Annotated in this window: 15 protein-coding genes; 10 read left to right on the top strand and 5 right to left on the bottom strand. The window is 41.8% G+C overall.

The window, feature by feature from the left end; all coding sequences use genetic code 11:
• Nucleotides 1-4: 4 nt before the first annotated feature.
• Nucleotides 5-2,986, bottom strand: a complete 2,982-nt coding sequence (locus ATK78_RS00820) for a SusC/RagA family TonB-linked outer membrane protein (protein WP_133574171.1) — start codon at nucleotides 2,984-2,986, stop codon at nucleotides 5-7.
• 215 nt (nucleotides 2,987-3,201) lie between these two features.
• On the opposite strand from ATK78_RS00820, the gene ATK78_RS00815 reads away from it, so the two are divergent.
• On the top strand, nucleotides 3,202-7,275 hold the full coding sequence (locus ATK78_RS00815; protein ID WP_243732395.1) for a hybrid sensor histidine kinase/response regulator transcription factor: 4,074 nt from the start codon (nucleotides 3,202-3,204) through the stop codon (nucleotides 7,273-7,275).
• Here the strand turns inward: ATK78_RS00815 and ATK78_RS00810 are convergent.
• From ATK78_RS00810 to ATK78_RS00800, 3 genes are all read right to left on the bottom strand, one after another.
• Nucleotides 7,268-7,633 carry a response regulator transcription factor gene (locus tag ATK78_RS00810; RefSeq protein ID WP_133574169.1) on the bottom strand — a complete coding sequence of 122 codons (366 nt, stop codon included), beginning with the start codon at nucleotides 7,631-7,633 and terminating at the stop codon, nucleotides 7,268-7,270. The genes ATK78_RS00815 and ATK78_RS00810 overlap by 8 nt on opposite strands.
• A gap of 33 nt (nucleotides 7,634-7,666) precedes the next feature.
• On the bottom strand, nucleotides 7,667-10,270 hold the full coding sequence (locus ATK78_RS00805; RefSeq protein WP_133574168.1) for a PAS domain-containing protein: 2,604 nt from the start codon (nucleotides 10,268-10,270) through the stop codon (nucleotides 7,667-7,669).
• Between the two features lie 116 nt (nucleotides 10,271-10,386).
• Nucleotides 10,387-11,022 carry an MgtC/SapB family protein gene (locus ATK78_RS00800; RefSeq protein WP_133574167.1) on the bottom strand — a complete coding sequence of 212 codons (636 nt, stop codon included), beginning with the start codon at nucleotides 11,020-11,022 and terminating at the stop codon, nucleotides 10,387-10,389.
• A gap of 242 nt (nucleotides 11,023-11,264) precedes the next feature.
• Between ATK78_RS00800 and ATK78_RS00795 the strand changes: the two genes are divergently transcribed.
• From ATK78_RS00795 to ATK78_RS00785, 3 genes are read left to right on the top strand one after another with little or no spacing between them, the layout of a single operon-like run.
• Complete coding sequence (locus ATK78_RS00795; RefSeq protein WP_208112279.1) at nucleotides 11,265-12,131, top strand: hypothetical protein; 867 nt, start codon at nucleotides 11,265-11,267, stop codon at nucleotides 12,129-12,131.
• Nucleotides 12,132-12,176: 45 nt separating this feature from the next.
• Nucleotides 12,177-12,569: a cupin domain-containing protein gene (locus ATK78_RS00790; RefSeq protein ID WP_133574166.1), complete on the top strand. Its 393-nt coding sequence runs from the start codon at nucleotides 12,177-12,179 to the stop codon at nucleotides 12,567-12,569.
• Between the two features lie 37 nt (nucleotides 12,570-12,606).
• Nucleotides 12,607-13,224 (top strand): HAD family hydrolase, encoded by a 618-nt coding sequence (locus ATK78_RS00785; protein ID WP_133574165.1) that lies wholly within the window; start codon nucleotides 12,607-12,609, stop codon nucleotides 13,222-13,224.
• 21 nt (nucleotides 13,225-13,245) lie between these two features.
• On the opposite strand, the gene ATK78_RS00780 is transcribed toward ATK78_RS00785, so the two are convergent.
• The gene (locus ATK78_RS00780; protein WP_133574164.1) at nucleotides 13,246-14,079 is read right to left on the bottom strand and encodes a CPBP family intramembrane glutamic endopeptidase; all 834 of its coding nucleotides are present in this window, start codon (nucleotides 14,077-14,079) and stop codon (nucleotides 13,246-13,248) included.
• Between the two features lie 90 nt (nucleotides 14,080-14,169).
• Here ATK78_RS00780 and ATK78_RS00775 point away from each other — a divergent pair, with 90 nt between their 5' ends.
• The 6 genes from ATK78_RS00775 (at nucleotide 14,170) to moaA (ending at nucleotide 18,249) form a co-directional block, all read left to right on the top strand.
• Nucleotides 14,170-14,580, top strand: coding sequence for a helix-turn-helix domain-containing protein (locus ATK78_RS00775; protein WP_133574163.1), 411 nt, complete (start codon nucleotides 14,170-14,172; stop codon nucleotides 14,578-14,580).
• Between the two features lie 82 nt (nucleotides 14,581-14,662).
• On the top strand, nucleotides 14,663-15,199 hold the full coding sequence (locus ATK78_RS00770; RefSeq protein WP_133574162.1) for a DUF6934 family protein: 537 nt from the start codon (nucleotides 14,663-14,665) through the stop codon (nucleotides 15,197-15,199).
• Nucleotides 15,200-15,218: 19 nt separating this feature from the next.
• A complete protein-coding gene (locus ATK78_RS22645; protein ID WP_166664786.1) occupies nucleotides 15,219-15,374 on the top strand; it encodes a hypothetical protein in 156 nt (51 codons plus the stop codon).
• Nucleotides 15,375-15,566: 192 nt separating this feature from the next.
• On the top strand, nucleotides 15,567-16,685 hold the full coding sequence (locus tag ATK78_RS00765) for an XdhC family protein (protein ID WP_133574161.1): 1,119 nt from the start codon (nucleotides 15,567-15,569) through the stop codon (nucleotides 16,683-16,685).
• Complete coding sequence (locus ATK78_RS00760; RefSeq protein WP_133574160.1) at nucleotides 16,682-17,272, top strand: nucleotidyltransferase family protein; 591 nt, start codon at nucleotides 16,682-16,684, stop codon at nucleotides 17,270-17,272. The genes ATK78_RS00765 and ATK78_RS00760 overlap by 4 nt, the downstream gene beginning before the upstream one ends.
• Nucleotides 17,269-18,249, top strand: a complete 981-nt coding sequence (gene moaA, locus ATK78_RS00755) for a GTP 3',8-cyclase MoaA (protein WP_133574159.1) — start codon at nucleotides 17,269-17,271, stop codon at nucleotides 18,247-18,249. The genes ATK78_RS00760 and moaA overlap by 4 nt, the downstream gene beginning before the upstream one ends.
• The last annotated feature ends 1 nt before the right edge of the window (nucleotide 18,250 follow it).

The raw sequence follows: 18,250 nt of genomic DNA, 5'->3' as shown, positions 1-18,250 counted from the left end.
CGGATTAATAGTTAAGGTTTAAGCCCAAAGAAAATACCCGGGGTCTTGGATAAAGATTATTGTCTACTCCTGATGTTACTTCCGGATCAAGTCCTTTGTATTTGGTGATCACGAATACATTTTGAAAACTTGCATTCAACTGTAAATTTCCTTTGTTTTTGAAAATGTTACCGAATGTATAGCCCAGGTTAATGTTATCCATCCTTACGAAAGATGCATTTTCCACATAATAATCACTCAACAACTGCTGTCCCTTAAAATTGGTTACCAGGTAGTTGGGAGATGCATTGAGCAGCGTTGCCGTACCTAAGATCTGCGTTAAGTTACCACGCTGGCTAAAGGAGTTGTTGTATACATAGTTACCGAGGTTGGCACGAATGGTAAAACTAAGGTTCCATTTTTTATAGCTCAGGTTATTGCTAAACCCAAGGAATACCTTGGGATCAGCAGATTTTCCTTTTGTAAAATCATTTTCACTGATCACGCCATCCCCGTTCAGGTCTACGTAAACCCCTTCAATGGGATTCCCTGCCGCATCATAAACTTGCTGAAACAGGTTAAATGTACTTTTGGGTCCGCCAACTGCATTGATAAATGCATTTTGTCCGCCTACTCCCCCTGCAATGGTTCCGCTAGGAAACCCTTTGTAATTCGGATCATTCGGAATGATCGTTAGATTGGTAATGGTATTTTTATTATAGGTTGCATTCAGGCTGAAATCCCAGTTAAAGTCTGATCTTTTAATCGGATTAAAATTTACGGTCATCTCCAGTCCTTCATTCAGCATATCGCCCACATTGACAATTGCAGATGCATTGAAATTTGTTCCTGCCGGTTGTGGTACCCGGTTTAGCAAGTCGCTTGTTTTGCGGTAATACCAGTCCAGGCTACCGGTAATGCGGTTATCCAGAAAGCCAACATCTACACCGATATTGGTGGTCGCGGTTTCTTCCCATTTAATATCCGGAATGTAGGCACTAGGGCGGTACATCTGGTAAAAGGTATCTCCAAACTGGTACGAAGCATTTGGCGTACTTAAGCCATAGGTAGACAGGTAACCATAATTATCGATACCGTCCTGCTGCCCGGTAATCCCATAACTGGCGCGGATTTTAAGTGCTGAAATCGTTTTATTCTCTTTAAGGAAACCCTCATTGTTCACGGTCCAGGCCAGGGCCACTGATGGGAAGTACCCATTTTTATAATCAGGCCCAAACCTTGACGATCCGTCGCGTCTTAAAGTTGCGGTAAGCAGAAAACGCTCATCAAAGCTATAGTTTAACCGGCTAAAATAAGAGATGAGCCTGTTTTGTGGTTTATTAAAAGGAAAGTCGGGATCTGTTCCGGCAATCTTAGTGCCATTGGCATCAAAGTCTGCGAAATTATAAAATTTGGTCAGGTAATCGTTGTATGAATAACCAGCAGTAACATCTATCCTGCTTTTAATGGACTTTATTTCCTTAATATAGTTCAGATAGAAATCGGCAAGCGTATTCATCCGGTTTTGCTTGTACTGATTGTTAACACCCAGTCTGTTGATCAGTTCTGCAGCATTCTGATCTACAAATACAGTTCCTTTACCGGATGCTACATCATATCCTAAATTCAGGTTGGCATGCAGGTCTGGTAAGAAATGAAATTTATAATCCAGCTGGACATTACCGATGCTGCGGTAAGGTTTTGACCGGTCTGCACGCTGTTCCAATAAGCCCAGTGGATTTCTTCCAACCAGGTTTACCAGTCCGCTGGGAGTTGACGGATCCAGCCATTCCCAATACCCATTATAATCTTCCCGGTTGGTGTATACTGCTTGTGTAGGATCGAAGCTTACCGCTCCTCCTATTGCAGCCTGGTTGGCAAACCTGGTTTTCTGCATACTCCCTTTCAGGTTAATGGAAAGTTTTAAATGATTGTCAAAGAACGCAGGGTTCAATACAAATGCGGCTGAAGTTTTCTCCAGCATATCTGTTCTCAATACCCCGGTTTGATTTTGATAGCCCAGTGACAAGCGGTATGGAAAGTTCTTAATACCGCCGCTAATGCTCAGGTTATTGTCTGAGGCCATACCATCCTGATAAATGATATCTTGCCAATCGGTATCAAAGGCACCAAGCATATCCTTTTGTGCTGTGGTTCCATTGGCATTTACAATTTCCCTTAATTGCGCTGAACTCAGCACATCTACTTTGCTGGTTAATTTGGTCAGTGAATTTACCGAACTGAAGCCTACCTTCAGATCTCCGCTAATCCCCTTCTTAGTGGTTACAATGATTACACCATTGGATGCCCGTGCCCCATAGATTGCTGCTGCAGATGCATCCTTCAATACGGTAAATGATTCAATATCATTTGGATTGATAAAGCTTAACGGATTGGATGCACCACCTACCGCGCTGTTTTCCAGCAGTACCCCATCAATTACAATTAAGGGGTCATTGCTGGCGCTTAAAGAAGAACCGCCACGGATGCGAATGGTACTACCGCTTCCCGGCTGTCCGCTGTTTGAGGTAATGGATACCCCCGAAACCTTTCCGGAAAGCATTTGCTCCGGTGTGGTGATACTTCCTTTCTGGAAATCTTTTGCAGACACTACTGCTACAGACCCGGTAAGATCCTGTTTCCGTGTGGTTCCGTAGCCCACCACCACTACTTCATTTAGTGCGGCAGCATCTTCAACCAGCAGGATGTTCAGGTTCTTTGAGTCTGAAATGCTGACTTCTTGTTTCTTATAGCCTATGGAGGTAAATTCGAGGATGCCGGTATTACCAGGGATCCGAAGGGTAAATTTCCCGTTTGGATCAGTAACTACACCGGTAGAAGTTCCTTTTAACATGACACTAACTCCCGGAAGACCTAAATTGTCTGATGCAGATCTAACCGTTCCGGTAATGGTTACCGGCTGTTGTGCATATCCGTTTAGTGCAGTAAAAAGAAAGAGCATCAATACGGATACATTGAGCTTAACATAAAAAGTAAAATTGTGCATACAATATTTGGTTAGGTTTTTTTACTGGTACAAATGAAAAGTTTATCCGGCTTTTTTACTTGTTCTATCGTACATAAATTTTGTTCTAATCGACATAATAATCGTCTATATTGAATTAAACATCGCTAAACCTACATTAAACTCGTAATTTCTCCTAACTTTATGAAATAAACCGACTACCCTTTTCTGACCAAATGGCTTCTTTTTTTAAATGCTTGATCTTCTTTTTTCTTTGCCTGATCTGTGGTACGCTCTATGCCCAAAATTTAAAATTTAAACATATAGGCATAGCAGATGGTTTATCGAACAGTACCATTGAATGCATCTTTCAGGACTACCGGGGTTTCATTTGGTTTGGTACACGGGACGGACTGAACAAATATGACGGCAACCAGATCACCGTTTATAAGAATACAAAAGATACTGCGAGCTTAACCGATAACTACATCCGCTGTATCTATGAAGATAAAGACAAGACGCTCTGGATCGGAACTTCCAATGGCCTTAACCGGTTTAATCCGGAAACCAACAACTTTATCCGTTATAAATCAAAACATCAATCAGCACAGTCGTTAAGCAATAATACCGTCACTTCTATAGAAGAAGGTAAAACCGGACTTTGGATTGGCACCTATGGCGGCGGCCTGGATCTTTTAGATCTAAAGACCGGAAATTTTAAGCATTACAAACGTACGGCTAAGCCATCAGGCATCAACGACAATCATGTCAATGATATTCATACCGACAAATCAGGGAATATATGGATTGCCTCAGACAGCGGATTAAACAGACTGGATCTTAAAAATGCTGTATTCAGCAGCATTCCGGCACTTAAAAAATATGTGATCCGCGTAATCGCAGAATCTCCTGACGGGAATTTATGGCTGGGTACAGAAGAGAAAGGATTGGTATTTTTTAATCCGCGAAGCGGACAGATCAAGAATTACAGACGTGAGGAGAAGAACAGCAACAGCCTCGGAAGTGATTTGGTACGGTCTATCATTATAGACAAAAAGAACAACATCTGGATTGGCGGCATTAACGGTGGCCTTGACATCTTTAAACCGCAGCTATCGGCTTTTCACAATTATCAGAATGAGCCTGGTAATCCTACCAGCCTGTCACAGCGAACGGTGTCTGCCATATTTGAAGACAGGCAGGGCAATCTCTGGATCGGAACCCACCGCGGCGGCATAAACTTATACAGTCCGGATTCTGAAAAATTTAAACTGGTACAGCAGGAGCCCAGTAAAAACAGCCTCAGTTATAATGATGTTAAAGCTTTTCATGAAGACAGGAATGGCAATCTATGGATTGGTACGGATGGCGGCGGATTAAATCTTTTAAACCGGACTACCAACAGGTTTACGCATTACCGGAACGACCCTTTTAACCCAAAAAGTCTTGGATCTGATGCCGTTCTTGATATTATGGAGGATAGCGATCAAAATATTTGGGTAGGTACCTGGGCTGGCGGGTTGAACTTATTCAACAGGCAATCGGCTACGTTTACCCGGTTTTTGTACAATTCGGTCAATCCCGGGTCTATCTCATCCGATTTTGTTCAGAAAACCTATGAAGATAGCCAGGGCAATTTATGGATTGGCACCTACTATGGCGGATTAAACCTGTTCAACAGGAAGACAAATACGTTTACCAGGCTCAGATACGGGTCAAACCGCAGCAAATTGATTGGGAATAACATTATATCTATACAGGAAGATGATGACCAGAACCTTTGGATCGGTACGGATGATGGTGGATTAAATTGTTATAATTTGCGAACCAAAGTTTTTTCGCACTACTTTTTAAATGAGGAGAAGAAACCGGATTTGCGGGTGATATTTACGGACAGCAAAAACCGGCTGTGGATAGGTCAAAATGGATTGTACCTGTTTAACCCAATTAAAAAGACCTTCTCTGTTTACACAACCAAAGCTGGCCTTGCCACCGAATTTATCAAGGGGATTGCTGAAGATGCCCATGGAAACTTCTGGATCTCTACATCCAGGGGGCTCACCAAGTTTAACCCTGAAAATTTAAGTTTCCATAAGTACAATACTGCTGATGGCCTGCAGGGCTTAGAATTTGAAGCCAATGCCTGCTTAAAGGCAAGGAATGGTGAACTATTTTTTGGCGGGGTAAATGGATTTAATTCCTTTTTCCCCAATGACATTAAGATCAACAGGTTCATTCCGCCGGTTTACCTTACGGAATTTCAAATCTTTAACAATAAGATCGTTCCCGGAACTAAAGATTCTCCGTTAGACCAGGACATTAGCTTTACGAAGAAGATCGAGCTCTCCCATACCCAGTCTACCTTTTCTTTCAGCTTTGCGGGATTAAATTATACGGCTCCTGAAAACAACAAATACATTTACAAGCTGGAAGGCTTTGACAAGGACTGGAGTTATGCTGGAAGTGCTAAAAAAGCCTTTTATACCAATCTGGATCCAGGAACCTATACGTTTAAGGTAAAGGCTTCTAATAATGACAACAACTGGAATGCTGCAGGCACGTCTGTTCAGATTGTGATATCGCCGCCTTTTTGGTCTACCTGGTGGTTTAGGACGCTTATTGTTGCTGTTCTGTTGCTAATTACCTATGTACTGCTCAGCTTTAAGCGGAAACTGGAGATCAGGGAACTGGAAGAACGGAAAAGGGAAGAGATGCACCAGATCCAGCTGCAGTTCTTTACCAATATCTCTCATGAATTCCGAACCCCGCTCTCTTTGATCCTGGGGCCGATTGACCGGCTTTTAAAAGAAGATTCTAAGGCTGCCTTTCAAAATTACTACCGTACCATATACCGCAATGCCAACCGTTTGTTAAGCCTGATCAATGAGTTGATGGACTTTAGAAAGATCGAGTCTGGCGCACTTAAGCTCAAAGTGATCCAGGGAAACATCAACCTGTTCATTGATGAGGTGGCCGAAGAGTTTAACGAAATGGCGCTTGAAAAAGACATCACCTTTACCGTTAAAAAAACCGGATTGCCGGATACTGATACCTGGTTTGACAGGCATGTGATTGAAAAGATCATTTTAAACCTGATCAACAATTCGTTAAAATATACCAAACCCGGTGGTGAGGTTACGCTGGAGATCTTAACATCCCTCGATAACTTTAGCCCTTGCTTTGAAAACCAGCTGCATATTAAAAGTAACTATACCGCTCAGAAACAGGTATACATCCGGGTGGCCGACACCGGAATAGGGATCTCTAAAGATTCGATCCACCATCTCTTTGAACGCTACTATAGAATTACCGAATCACATCTGGGCTCTGGTGTGGGCCTGGCTTTTGTAAAAAGCCTGACCATGCTGCATAAAGGGATGATCCTGGTTTCAAGTGAGAAACACCAGGGAACCGAAATCATCATTGGCTTACCCTGCAGTAAATACGATTACAGCAGGGATGAACTCTGGGGACAAAGCAGTGAACAGGGCGGGACGCGCCTGGAAAGCATCAGCTACAAATCTGACCCTATTCCTATTGCTGAAAATGCAGCCATCAGTACTGAAGCTGCAACCACCAGGCATATCTTAATTGTGGACGATAATGAGGAACTCCGCTCTTTTCTAAAAGATACGCTGAGTCCTGCTTATCACATTTCAGAAGCAGAAGATGGATTTTCCGGTTTAAATAAGGCGAAAGAGGAATTTCCTGACCTGGTGATCAGTGACATCATGATGCCTGGAATGACGGGTACCCAGTTTTGTAAACTCTTGAAAGAAGACCTGGAGACCAGCCACATCCCTTTCCTGATGCTCACCGCTAAAAATGGCATAGAAGCAGAAATTGAAGGTATAGAATCTGGTGCCGACCTTTATTTTACCAAACCAATTAACATCAACCTGCTGCTGATTACGATTAAGAATATATTTGAGCAGCGGCAAAAGCTTAAAGACCATTATTCTAAAGACCACCGGACCGAACTGATCGACCTGGTACATTCTTCCAGGGACCGGGATTTTATGAGTAAACTGCTGCGCATTATTGACGATCAGCTGATCAACCCGGATTTGGATATTGAATATTTATGCACGGAGATTGGGATGAGCAGAACCAAGCTTTATCAAAAGATCAAGACCATAACCGGTCAGTCCATTGGTGAATTTATCCGTTCTATACGGCTTAGAAAAGCGATTGAGATCATGACGCAGGAAGATGTACTGCTCACGGAGGTCATGTACCGGATCGGCATCCAGACACAATCCTATTTCACCAAGGCATTTAAGAAGGAATTTGGCAAAACGCCAACCCAGTTTATGCAGGATATTAAGTAAGCAGCGATTCGATCTTATTGATCAGCGCATCCATTTCAAATGGTTTTTCTAAAAATCCATCTGCACCAGCATCAAGGGCAGATTGGGCAATATCACGACTTGCAGATACCATGATCACCGGAATCTGGCTGGTTTTCGGGTTGGCTTTGATCTGTTTACAGATATCCCTCCCGTCTATTCCAGACATCCATATATCAAGCAGCACCAGGTCTGGCCTATCGTTAATGGCTTCGGTAACTGTTGCCCCATTAAATGTATATTTTACCTCATAGCCCATCACTTCCAGCATCATCACGGTAGCGTCCACAATGGCTTCATCATCATCAGCTATAAATATTTTTTTTATCTCGTTGGCCATTTCTATTCTTAAGATGTCTTTTTAGGCACTAAATTATTCTATCGGCAAGGTAAAGCAAAAAGTTGATCCTTTCCCTTTTACCGATTTTACGGAGATCTCCCCTCCCATCCGCTTTACAATTTCTGAAGAAATATAAAGCCCGAGCCCCAGTCCGGGGAAGGTATGCTCCCTGGTACCGCTAACCCTGTAGAACTGTTCAAAAACCTTATCCTGTTTTTCCTTACTGATCCCTATTCCGAAATCCTGAACACAAAGCTGCACATTGCTCCCCTGATCTTCGGTATAGACCACAATGCGGTTTGCATCCGGAGAATACTTCACGGCATTGCTTAGCAGATTTACAATTACCTGCCCGATCCGTTCCTTATCACCGGTAATTGGCCGGTTATATTTTAGTTCCCGGTGAATGATGTGCTTTTGGGTTGTCAGCTGAATGGTTTCTGAGATCTCTTCTACCAGCTCATTGAAATCAAATGTAGTGTGGTTAAACTGCATTCTGCCACTGTTGATCTTGGTTACATCCAGCAAATCTCCGATCAGGCTGTTCAGGCGGTTTACCTGTTTATCCATTTTACCAACGAGATCTGCATTTCTGGTATCACCGGAACGGCGGAACAGTGTTTCCATCACCTGGGCATAGGCCTTAATACTCGTTACCGGGGTCTTTAATTCATGACTGGCAACGGCAAGGAAATTATCTTTTTGTTTCTCGAGTTCTTTTTGGTCGCTAATATCCATATTAGAACCATACCACTTGATGACGTTACCATCTTCATCTTTTAAAGGCAATGCCCGAACGAGCCACCAGCGATAGTTTCCATCTTTATCCTTTAACCGGAACTCTGCCTGGTAAGGGTCTCCGGATTCCAGTGAATACTCCCAGGTCTTTACCGTTACCGGAACATCATCCGGGTGCATGGTGGTTGTCCATCCGGAACCGAGTGCTTCTTCTACAGGAATGCTTCCACGTTCTGACCAGCGCTGATTGATATAATCCAGGTTCCCGTCAGGGGTACTGGTCCATACCACTGCCGGCTGTGAATCTGCCAGGAAGTTCAGTTCCTTAACCAGATTATTGAGTTCTGCATTCTTTTCGTCTATGAGTCTTCGCGCGGCAATTTCAGGCCGGAGATCGCGTGCAATACCTGCAATGGCAACCGGTTCATTGGTAATCTCTTCATAGATCATAAACATCTGTTTATGAATGGGTATGATCTCTCCTGTTTCCTGATGAATGAGTTCCAGCCGTCCTGACCATTTTCCTGATCTTTTTAATTCATCCAGAACGACCTCATTGATCAGCTGATTTGATGAGGTGGTGTGGTAATCGTATAACGTTTTTGTGTGTACATCATCATTGTAAAGCCCGATCAGTTTACTTCCGGCCCGATTCAGGTAAATGGTATTTCCCTGAATATCGCAGTAATTACAAAAATCTTCGCTTATTTCTACAATGGTGGCCAGTCTTTGTAAGTCTGCTTTGGCTTTTAATTCCGGCCTCAGATCTCTTGCGGTGGCGCCCCTTCCGATTACTTCTCCTGATACAGGATCTTTAATCAAAATATAATTTACCTGACAAGGAATGTGATCATCCGTTAACCGGTTTTTGAGACTGATGACCCCTTGCCAGCCTGACTGGTGACTAATGGCATGAATAATTTCACCCTGAACCCTGGCCAATTCTTTAGGGGTATAAAAATCTATCGCTGAATATTGAGCAATGTCTGCATTCTGATCTACCCCGAGCATCCTGCGTGCTGCATTGTTCATGTAAATCAGATTTCCGTCCATATCTGCAATGGACATGTGATCGATATTGTGATCAACCAGGCTCAGCAGCTGCTGCTCGCGTCTCCTGCCAGACACTTCAGCAGTAATGTCTACTGCAGTTCCTGCAAAACGGTAAGCGACGTTATCTTTGTTAAAATAGGCTTTTCCTTTACAATGGACCCATCGAATCTGCTGATGGTTTCGATCAACTGTTCTATATCTGATGTCATAAGCACCTGTCTTGGCAGGATCAATTGCCTTTGCTACTGCCTGCTGAACGCGGTCTTCATCTTCCGGATGGATACAGTTCAATACGTCTGCATATAAAACCTCCGTATCGCCTGAAAACCCAAACAGCTCCTTACATCTGTTGTCCCAAACCACGTGGTTATTGATGGGATCAAGGTCCCAGGTACCAACCTCTGCAGATTGCAGGGCAAAAGATAACCTGTCCTTCGTTTCTATAATTTGTTTACGGGTATTTACCAGTTCAGTAACGTCTGCAGCGGTATTAAAAATCGCCACAGTCTTTCCCTCTGCATCTTTTATTGCCTTATAGGTAAATGTAAAATAAAAGGTCTGTATTTTTCCATTTACAATCAGATCGGCACGGTCTTCTTTAGCCTGATAGGTAACACCGGTTTTTAATACTTCTGCCAATAGCCCGAAAAAAGGCTGATTTTCCAATTCAGGAACAGCCACACTTAATGGTTTTCCTATGCTGGAAGCATCTTTTCCCCAAAGATCAAGCATAGCCTGATTGGCTATTTTAATGATCATATCTGGTCCTTCATAGATTGCGGTAGGCATTGGAGATGCCTCAACCAGTGAACTGAAACCACTCCATTCGAGAATATTTGTTAACATTTTTTATATAGCACTATTGGTAAATATGATTTGCAAAATGATAAAGACAATTTTAATGCAAGATATAAAAAGTAATTGAAATGAAAATAGGCACTATAATAACTGCGTTTATTTAACTACATAAAGCTAATAATGTCCGGAATGCCGGCAAGCGTTTCGCTCAACTGGATCAGTTGTCTTTTTTTAGCTGATACCTGCCACACTACAGTAATGGTATCATCTTTCTTACTCACTTCAAGCCGGTCAATATTTAACTCGTCAGATCTCAATTTCATTTCTAATGCCGTAATCTGGCTAAACTCCGGATTTCTAAAGGTTACACTAACGATCTTTTGCTTTTGAAGCTTTCCGATCAGTTTTTCAATTTTACTGACCATCAACAGGATTCCAAGTGTGATTATGGTAAATACCACGGCTAACGTATGGTATCCTATCCCTGTGGTCATACCAATGGCTGCAGAGGTCCAGATCACGGCGGCCGTAGTTAGACCACGTATAGAGATCTGGTCTTTAAAAATAACACCAGCCCCGATAAAGCCGATGCCGGTAATGATGTTGGCAGAGATGCGATCGTCGGCACCGGCACCGTGTCTGGATACGATGGTAAATATGGTTGAGCCAAGTGAAATGAGGATTATGGTCCTAAAACCCGCCGATTTGCTTTTATACTCGCGTTCAAAACCGATGATCCCTCCGCAAATGATGGATACCAGCATGCTGATGATGTCTTCAATATCTATTATAAAACCCATTTTATTATACTATAGTTCAATCAGGTTGTGCTAACCTGCTTTTTATTGTCAAAAATACAATATTAGATCTTTTCATCAGCATGCTTCATAAAAAGTAAGTAAGGATCGCTATTTTTGCATTTTTCCAATTTATAACATTGATCCTACGCAATGACCATTTCCAATGCCGCGCTGTTCTTATTTAAAAAACTGCTATGCACCGTTTGCTTAGATAAGAACCAGATCCTAATCTCCCTAACCTGGTGATTCCTGTTGTAGCCGCTGAGTCTCAATTTTTCACGCCATTGAGAACGTTATTGAGAACGTCATTGAGAACGTCTTTGAGAACACCCCCAGGGACGTACCCGGTCATATCGCTAAAAGATGATGCAGATCACGCGGTGTTACCTGAAAGGTTTACATTAATGCTTGGCAATGAACCACATCCGCTCTGCCTGCTGGCCGCCAACTCGTTACAGCAGTACTTAAATACTCAACAAGAATGGAAGCATAACTTTGGACTTGCAGCGCACAATACAGGAACCGTTATTGGAAAGATGTTTGGGGTCTTAGTTGTTGAAACACCACAGCATGAGATCGGGTACTTATCCGCATTTTCCGGTAAGATGGCAGGTACAAACCAGTACACTAAATTTGTTCCCCCGGTTTTTGACCTGTTAACAGAAAACAGCTTCTTGAACCTGGGCATGCAGGAACTGGCCAGGCTTAGCGGAGAAATTAACACCCTTAAACTAACGCCTGGAACAACCGCAGAAACCTTAGTTCGCTTAAAAAGATTTAGGAAGGCGCATTCCGTTGCATTGCAGACGCAGATCTTTGAACATTATCATTTCTTAAATCAGGCGGGTGCAGAAAAAAGCCTCGTTGATATTTTCAAAGGCCTTACCCACAAGAACCCCCCTGCCGGGGCTGGAGAATGTGCAGGCATTAAACTGCTGCAATATGCATTTCAACACAAAATGAAACCTGTTGCTCTTGCTGAATTCTGGTGGGGGCAATCACCAAAATCTGATACCTGGAAACATGGGCATTTTTATCCCTGCTGCCGTGAAAAATGTGAACCGATCCTGGAACACATGCTTCTGGGGCTGGACTGTGATTATTTGTAATTTAAATTGGGGTGATCTTTTATTATTCCCTATTTTGCAGCCACTATGACAACTGATCCTGCCACATCCCCAATTCATGAAGGTTATTTACCAGCAATTCGTTTAATCAATACCGTCAACCAGCTTTGCAGTTTTGAAACTGGATCAATCCCGCTTGGAAAGCACCTGGATGCAACCCATTTTTTTACGAAGACCGATGTAAGCTATGAACATCTTACTCATCCGGCTCCCCGAAGGCAATATGTGATCACCTTAAAAGGTAAACTTAAATTCAGGGTGAGCAATGGAGATACTTTTATCCTTGAGCCCGGTGTTATTTTAATTGCTGCAGACACTTTGGGTGAAGGACATAGCTGGGAACTTATTGGTAACCCGGAATGGATCCGTGTCTACATACCATTAGCAGATGCATCCGACGATTATTTTATTGCTGACTAATTCAACATTGCAGAACGATATTCTAAATTGAACAAATATGAATGATCAACAAATTACTACCTTATTTACTGATATTGGCGGTGTATTGCTTACTAACGGCTGGGACAGGGCTGCACGGGCAGAAGCCGCACAGCGCTTCCACCTGGACCTGGTTGAAGTTGAAGAAAGGCATCATCTGACTTTTGACACGTATGAAGTTGGAAAGATCTCACTTGATGAATATTTAGACCGGCTCGTTTTCTATGAGGAACGCCACTTCGACAGGATTGAGTTTAAAGAGTTCATGTTCAGTAAATCTCTTCCGTACAACGATATGATCGAATTGATCTGCGGCTTAAAAAAGAAGTACAATCTAAAAGTTGCAGTAATCAGCAACGAAGGCAGGGAACTAAACCAATACCGCATCAATACGTTTCGTCTTAACGAATTTATAGACTTTTTCATCTCTTCCAGCTTTGTTCATTTCCGTAAACCAGATGCCGATATTTTTAAGGTAGCCATTGACATTTCGCAGAGTGACATTTCGCGAAGTATTTATATTGACGACCGCATGCTTTTTGTACAGATTGCAGAGGGACTGGGTGTTCGTGGTATTTATCATACAAGTTATGAGGATACCAAAAAGAAACTGGAAGAATTCGGATTGACCTATTAGATCTTTTCCATTAAATCCTTTTCATTTTTTTGCCTGACAGACAGCCTGTTTTCTTTGTTTAATATACCAGCTTGTTGCCAATAAAGCGGCCAGCAGCAGGAAAGCATGTGTAACAAGTCCGGCATATTCCGTTTTCCCCATTTCGGATTGGGCTGCATTTGTTGTATCCACTATTTTCCAAACGGAGTGCTCCCCTCCCTTTAGCCCGGTTAAATTCTGTAGTATATTTACTGCCAGATGTATTCCGGTGGGCATAGCTATACCGCCTGACCACAGTGCAGAAAGCCCGAATACAAATGCCCAAACAAATGTTCCTGTGAATGCCATGTAAAGTGTCCACCCATTTAAAACGTGATACAAACCAAATGCAGCGGCAACAACAATCTGGCTGATCCAAACGCCGTATGCACCATTCAGCTTTTTTTGCGGATAAGATCTAAACCCGATCTCTTCCATGAGCACCAGGGGTATAAGTGGCAAATAAGTTTGCAGAGATTGTATATTAAACCCTTTAGGATCGTACTGAATGCTTAGGGAAGTGCAGCTTAAAAGCACAAAGATCATAGCTGCAAAGATTGCCGTTCCAATTAGCAGACCATACACAAATCTGACCGGTGTTTTCCTTTCTCCTGTTAATCCGGAAGATGCAAAGGGTTCTTTTTCTGCTTTTAAAAATATGCATACGGTTAAAAGTCCGGCTAATATGCCGATAAACCCATAGATCAGCATTGATTTTTCGGGCTGGAGCATACTTTGTATGATGGAGCCTATAACCAGCAACATGATAAAAAGTCCAATAAACAGTATACTTTTAATGAAGGGCCCGGCTTTAAAATTCATGGCTTTATTTGTCATGTAACAAATATATTGTCGCAAAATCTAATTCTTGTACGCCATGTTAAATGGCGTTTAAATGGCGTAAAGTGTCACCTAAATTAATCCATTATGGACCGCAGCAACGTAGAAGAGATCGCACAACTGGTTAAAGCGCACCGGCTTCAAAAGAAATATACCCAGCAAGAACTTTCAGTGATTGCAGGGATCAGTCTCAGATCTATTCAGCGCATTGAGAATGCAGAGGTTTTGCCGAGAATGTATACACTGAAAATGTTATCAGATCATCTGGGGTTTACACTTGAGCATACTGAAAAAGTCGAAACTGTTATTCCTGCGGGGTTAAATGTGATTCAAAAGGGTATACTTTCTTTGAGCACTGCGCTTTTGCTGTTCCTGCTGGCTGGTGCTTATGTTTTTCAATCGCCCCGTCGTTTTCCGGAAACTGAGTTTGAATTGTTTCTCTATGTTGCCGGGGTATTAAGTTTGTATACCGGGATCATGTTAAAGCTCTGGAAGTAAAGCTTGCACCTGTATAAGTTATTTTTTCTAAAAGTCACCACTTGAACAAAATATTATATAAGTTAGTGAAACCCAATAATCAATGGCTTTACTTTCATCTTATGAATATAAGGAATCTGATAAATCAGAAAAAGGTATAAAATATTTTTTCATTAGCAAAGGCAAAAAAGATGTAGTAAAGGCTGTTCATTATATGTATAACAGTAACATTTATCAACAGAAAATATATAATCTGGGGTTTGGCGACTACCAATTAGATATTGATGAAATTGACGACAAGGTAAATACTAACAATGTTGATATTTATAAAGTATTTAATACCGTATTGAGCACTGTGCCGATTTTTTTCAAAGCATTTCCTGGATCAATAATAATTGTCCAAGGGAGTGACAGTAATCCTGATTTTCACAAGACGTGTAAGTCAACTTGCAGGAAACGGTGTGAAGATATATGTAAAAATCAGAATCGCAGAATTAAGTCTTATACCAGATATGTGAATAAAAACTACGACGAACTTACTAAGGATTACGCATTCTTTGGTGGTGTTAAAACCATAAAAAGTGTTATAATTGAAGATTTTATAAAAGAAAATACTATACGATACGGTACTTTTAACTAAAAAATATTAATTTTACTATATGAAAATTAAAGAAACCAAAATAGGCGTTATTAAACTATCCGATGCGCAACTATTATCTTTAGTTGCAGATAAACTAAAAGGCAGGATTTTATTTCCAGAGCGTGTTAAAGATGCTAAAGATTTTATAAATAGCCTTACATCGAGCGTGCTTTAAATTCCATATAATTTATTTCCTGTATCCTTCTGTTTCATAAGCATCTGCATGAAAATCGTAAAAAAGTAAATTCATACCTCCTACCTTTGAAAAAAGAGATTGACTGTAAATCAGTATCAAGGATAATTTAATCAATGAAATATCGGTACTGTGTATTGAAATGGTTAAATTGCAGTATCCATTGATTATTCTATGAAAGAAATCGCTGATATACTTAAGGCTTACCAAAAAGCAGAAAAAGAAAATAAACGTGCTGCCCTTGCCACTGTTGTAAAAGTTGAAGGATCTTCTTACAGGCGGCCTGGTGCGCGAATGCTCATTACAGAAGATGGCCAATTGACTGGTGCAATTAGCGGTGGCTGCCTGGAAGGCGATGCGTTGAGAAAAGCACTTTCTGCCATTGTACAACAAGAGAATAAATTGGTTACGTATGATACAACAGATGAAGATGATGCAAAATTTGGTGTGCAGCTTGGATGTAATGGCATTGTCCATATTCTTTTTGAGCCCATTAATTCATCAGATGAACATAACCCAATCTCTTTCTTAAGTTCATTACATCGCGAACGGGAAAATGGTGTATTGACCACCTTATTTTCACTTGAAAGTAAAACGCATCCAGGAACCAGCATGCTTTACCGGGAAAAAAGCTTACAATCAAAAGCTCCTGTCCTCCTTCATAAGGAGATTATTGAAGATTCAATCGAAGCACTGTCTAATAAAACTACAGCTTTTAAAGTTTATACTTTGGAAAGCGGACCTGTAGATGCGTTCTTAGAATTTATTAGACCGCCTATCTCACTGGTTATTGCAGGTGCTGGAAATGACGCGCAGCCTTTGGCTGAAATAGCTTACCTACTGGGCTGGAATGTAATTGTTGCTGACGGGCGACCGGCACATGCGTCTTCACAACGTTTTCCAAACGCCAGCCAGGTATTGGTGGTTAAGCCAGCCCAGCTTTTATCACAAATTGAGATCGACGAACAAACTGCTTTTGTGCTGATGACGCACAACTATAACTATGACACTGAATTACTAAATTTTCTTTTAAACACTAAGGCTCCTTACATCGGAACTTTGGGACCTAAAAAGAAACTGGTTAGAATGCTGGATGAACTGAACCTGAATACTCCGGAACACGCATCCAGAATACATGGCCCGGTGGGACTTGACATTGGTGCGGAGACCGCCGAAGAGATCGCCATTTCTATCATTTCAGAAATTAAATCCGTTTTTACCGGTGCATCTGCCAGGTTCCTGAAAGAAAAAAAAGAATCTATTCACTTCCAGCAGGTTAAAGCCAGCTTATGAGTACGGGCATCATCATACTGGCTGCCGGCAATTCCAGCAGACTGGGAAAGCCTAAACAGCTTTTAACGTACCAGGGTAAAACACTGCTGCAAATTGTTTGTGATGAAGCTTTAAAAACGACTTATAAACCTGTCATTGTCGTTCTTGGTGCATATTCAGATACTATTTTAGAACAGCAAAGCCAGGAAGGCATCACCTGCATCATCAATGAGCGTTGGCAGGATGGTATGTCATCCAGTATTTCTGCCGGGATCCTGGCCCTGTTAAATAGCCAACCGGACATCCAAAATGTAATCATTGCTGTTGCTGATCAGGTCTTTATAACCCATGCTATTTTTGAAAAACTCGTTGCCCAGCGCGAACTCAATGGTAAAAGCATGGTTGCCAGCAGTTATGCACAAACAATAGGCAGCCCCGTACTGTTTAACAAAAAGTATTTTCATCAGCTTTTATCGCTAACCGGAAATCATGGTGCAAAACATATACTTAAACAACATCCTGACGACATTGACACCATTGCGTTTGAGCTTGGTCATATTGATATCGATACGGAAACAGATTATACTAATTTAATTCACAATAAATGATAGCGGATTCTTTTGGACGTGTGCATGATTACCTGCGGATATCGCTAACCGATAACTGTAACTTTCGCTGCTTTTATTGTATGCCTGAAGAGGAATATGACTTTACCCCTGCATCCAGGCTCATGCAGACCCAGGAGATCATTCAGCTTGCGAAAATATTTGTCGCGCAAGGGGTAAAAAAAATAAGGCTTACCGGCGGAGAACCCCTGGTACGTAAAGATGCTGCGGAGATCATTTCTGCGCTGGGAAAGCTTCCTGTAGAACTGGTCATGACCACCAATGGGACACGCATTGCTGAGATGCTGCCTGTATTAAAAGAAGCAGGGATAAAAACCATAAACATTAGCCTGGACACACTCCAGCCCGAGAAGTTTTTCATGATTACCCGCAGAGACCTGTTTCACCAGATCCGGGCAAACATTGAATTGCTTTTACAGCACAAGATCAAAGTGAAGATCAATATGGTGGTTATGAAAGGTCTTAATGATCTGGAAATTACGGACTTTATCACCTGGACCAAACACAATCCCATACAGATCCGCTTTATTGAATTTATGCCATTTAGCGGAAACAAATGGACAAGTAACAAGATGTTCTCGCTGGAAGAGATCCTGGCGGCCATAGAAAAGGATTTTACTGTGCTTCCTGTTAAGGCGGAACCAAACGATACGGCTAAAAGCTTTATGATCCCGGGACATGAAGGTTCATTTGCGATCATCAGTACCATGACTGCCCCTTTTTGCAGCACCTGCAACAGGATGAGGCTAACGGCAGATGGGAAACTCAAAAACTGTCTTTTTTCTGATGGCGAAACCGATCTGCTCAGTGCACTGAGAAAACAGGAAGACGTGCTTCCGCTGATCAGGGCATCTATATGGAGCAAGAAAAAAGAACTTGGTGGTCAGTTAACCACTCATTTTGAAAAACTTGAAGCCGATTTAATCCATAACAGATCAATGATTACCATTGGAGGATAAA

The sequence above is a fragment of the Pedobacter metabolipauper genome, from assembly GCF_004362715.1.
GTDB classification, from domain to species: domain Bacteria; phylum Bacteroidota; class Bacteroidia; order Sphingobacteriales; family Sphingobacteriaceae; genus Pedobacter; species Pedobacter metabolipauper.
This window is presented reverse-complemented; position numbering and strand designations above follow the sequence as displayed.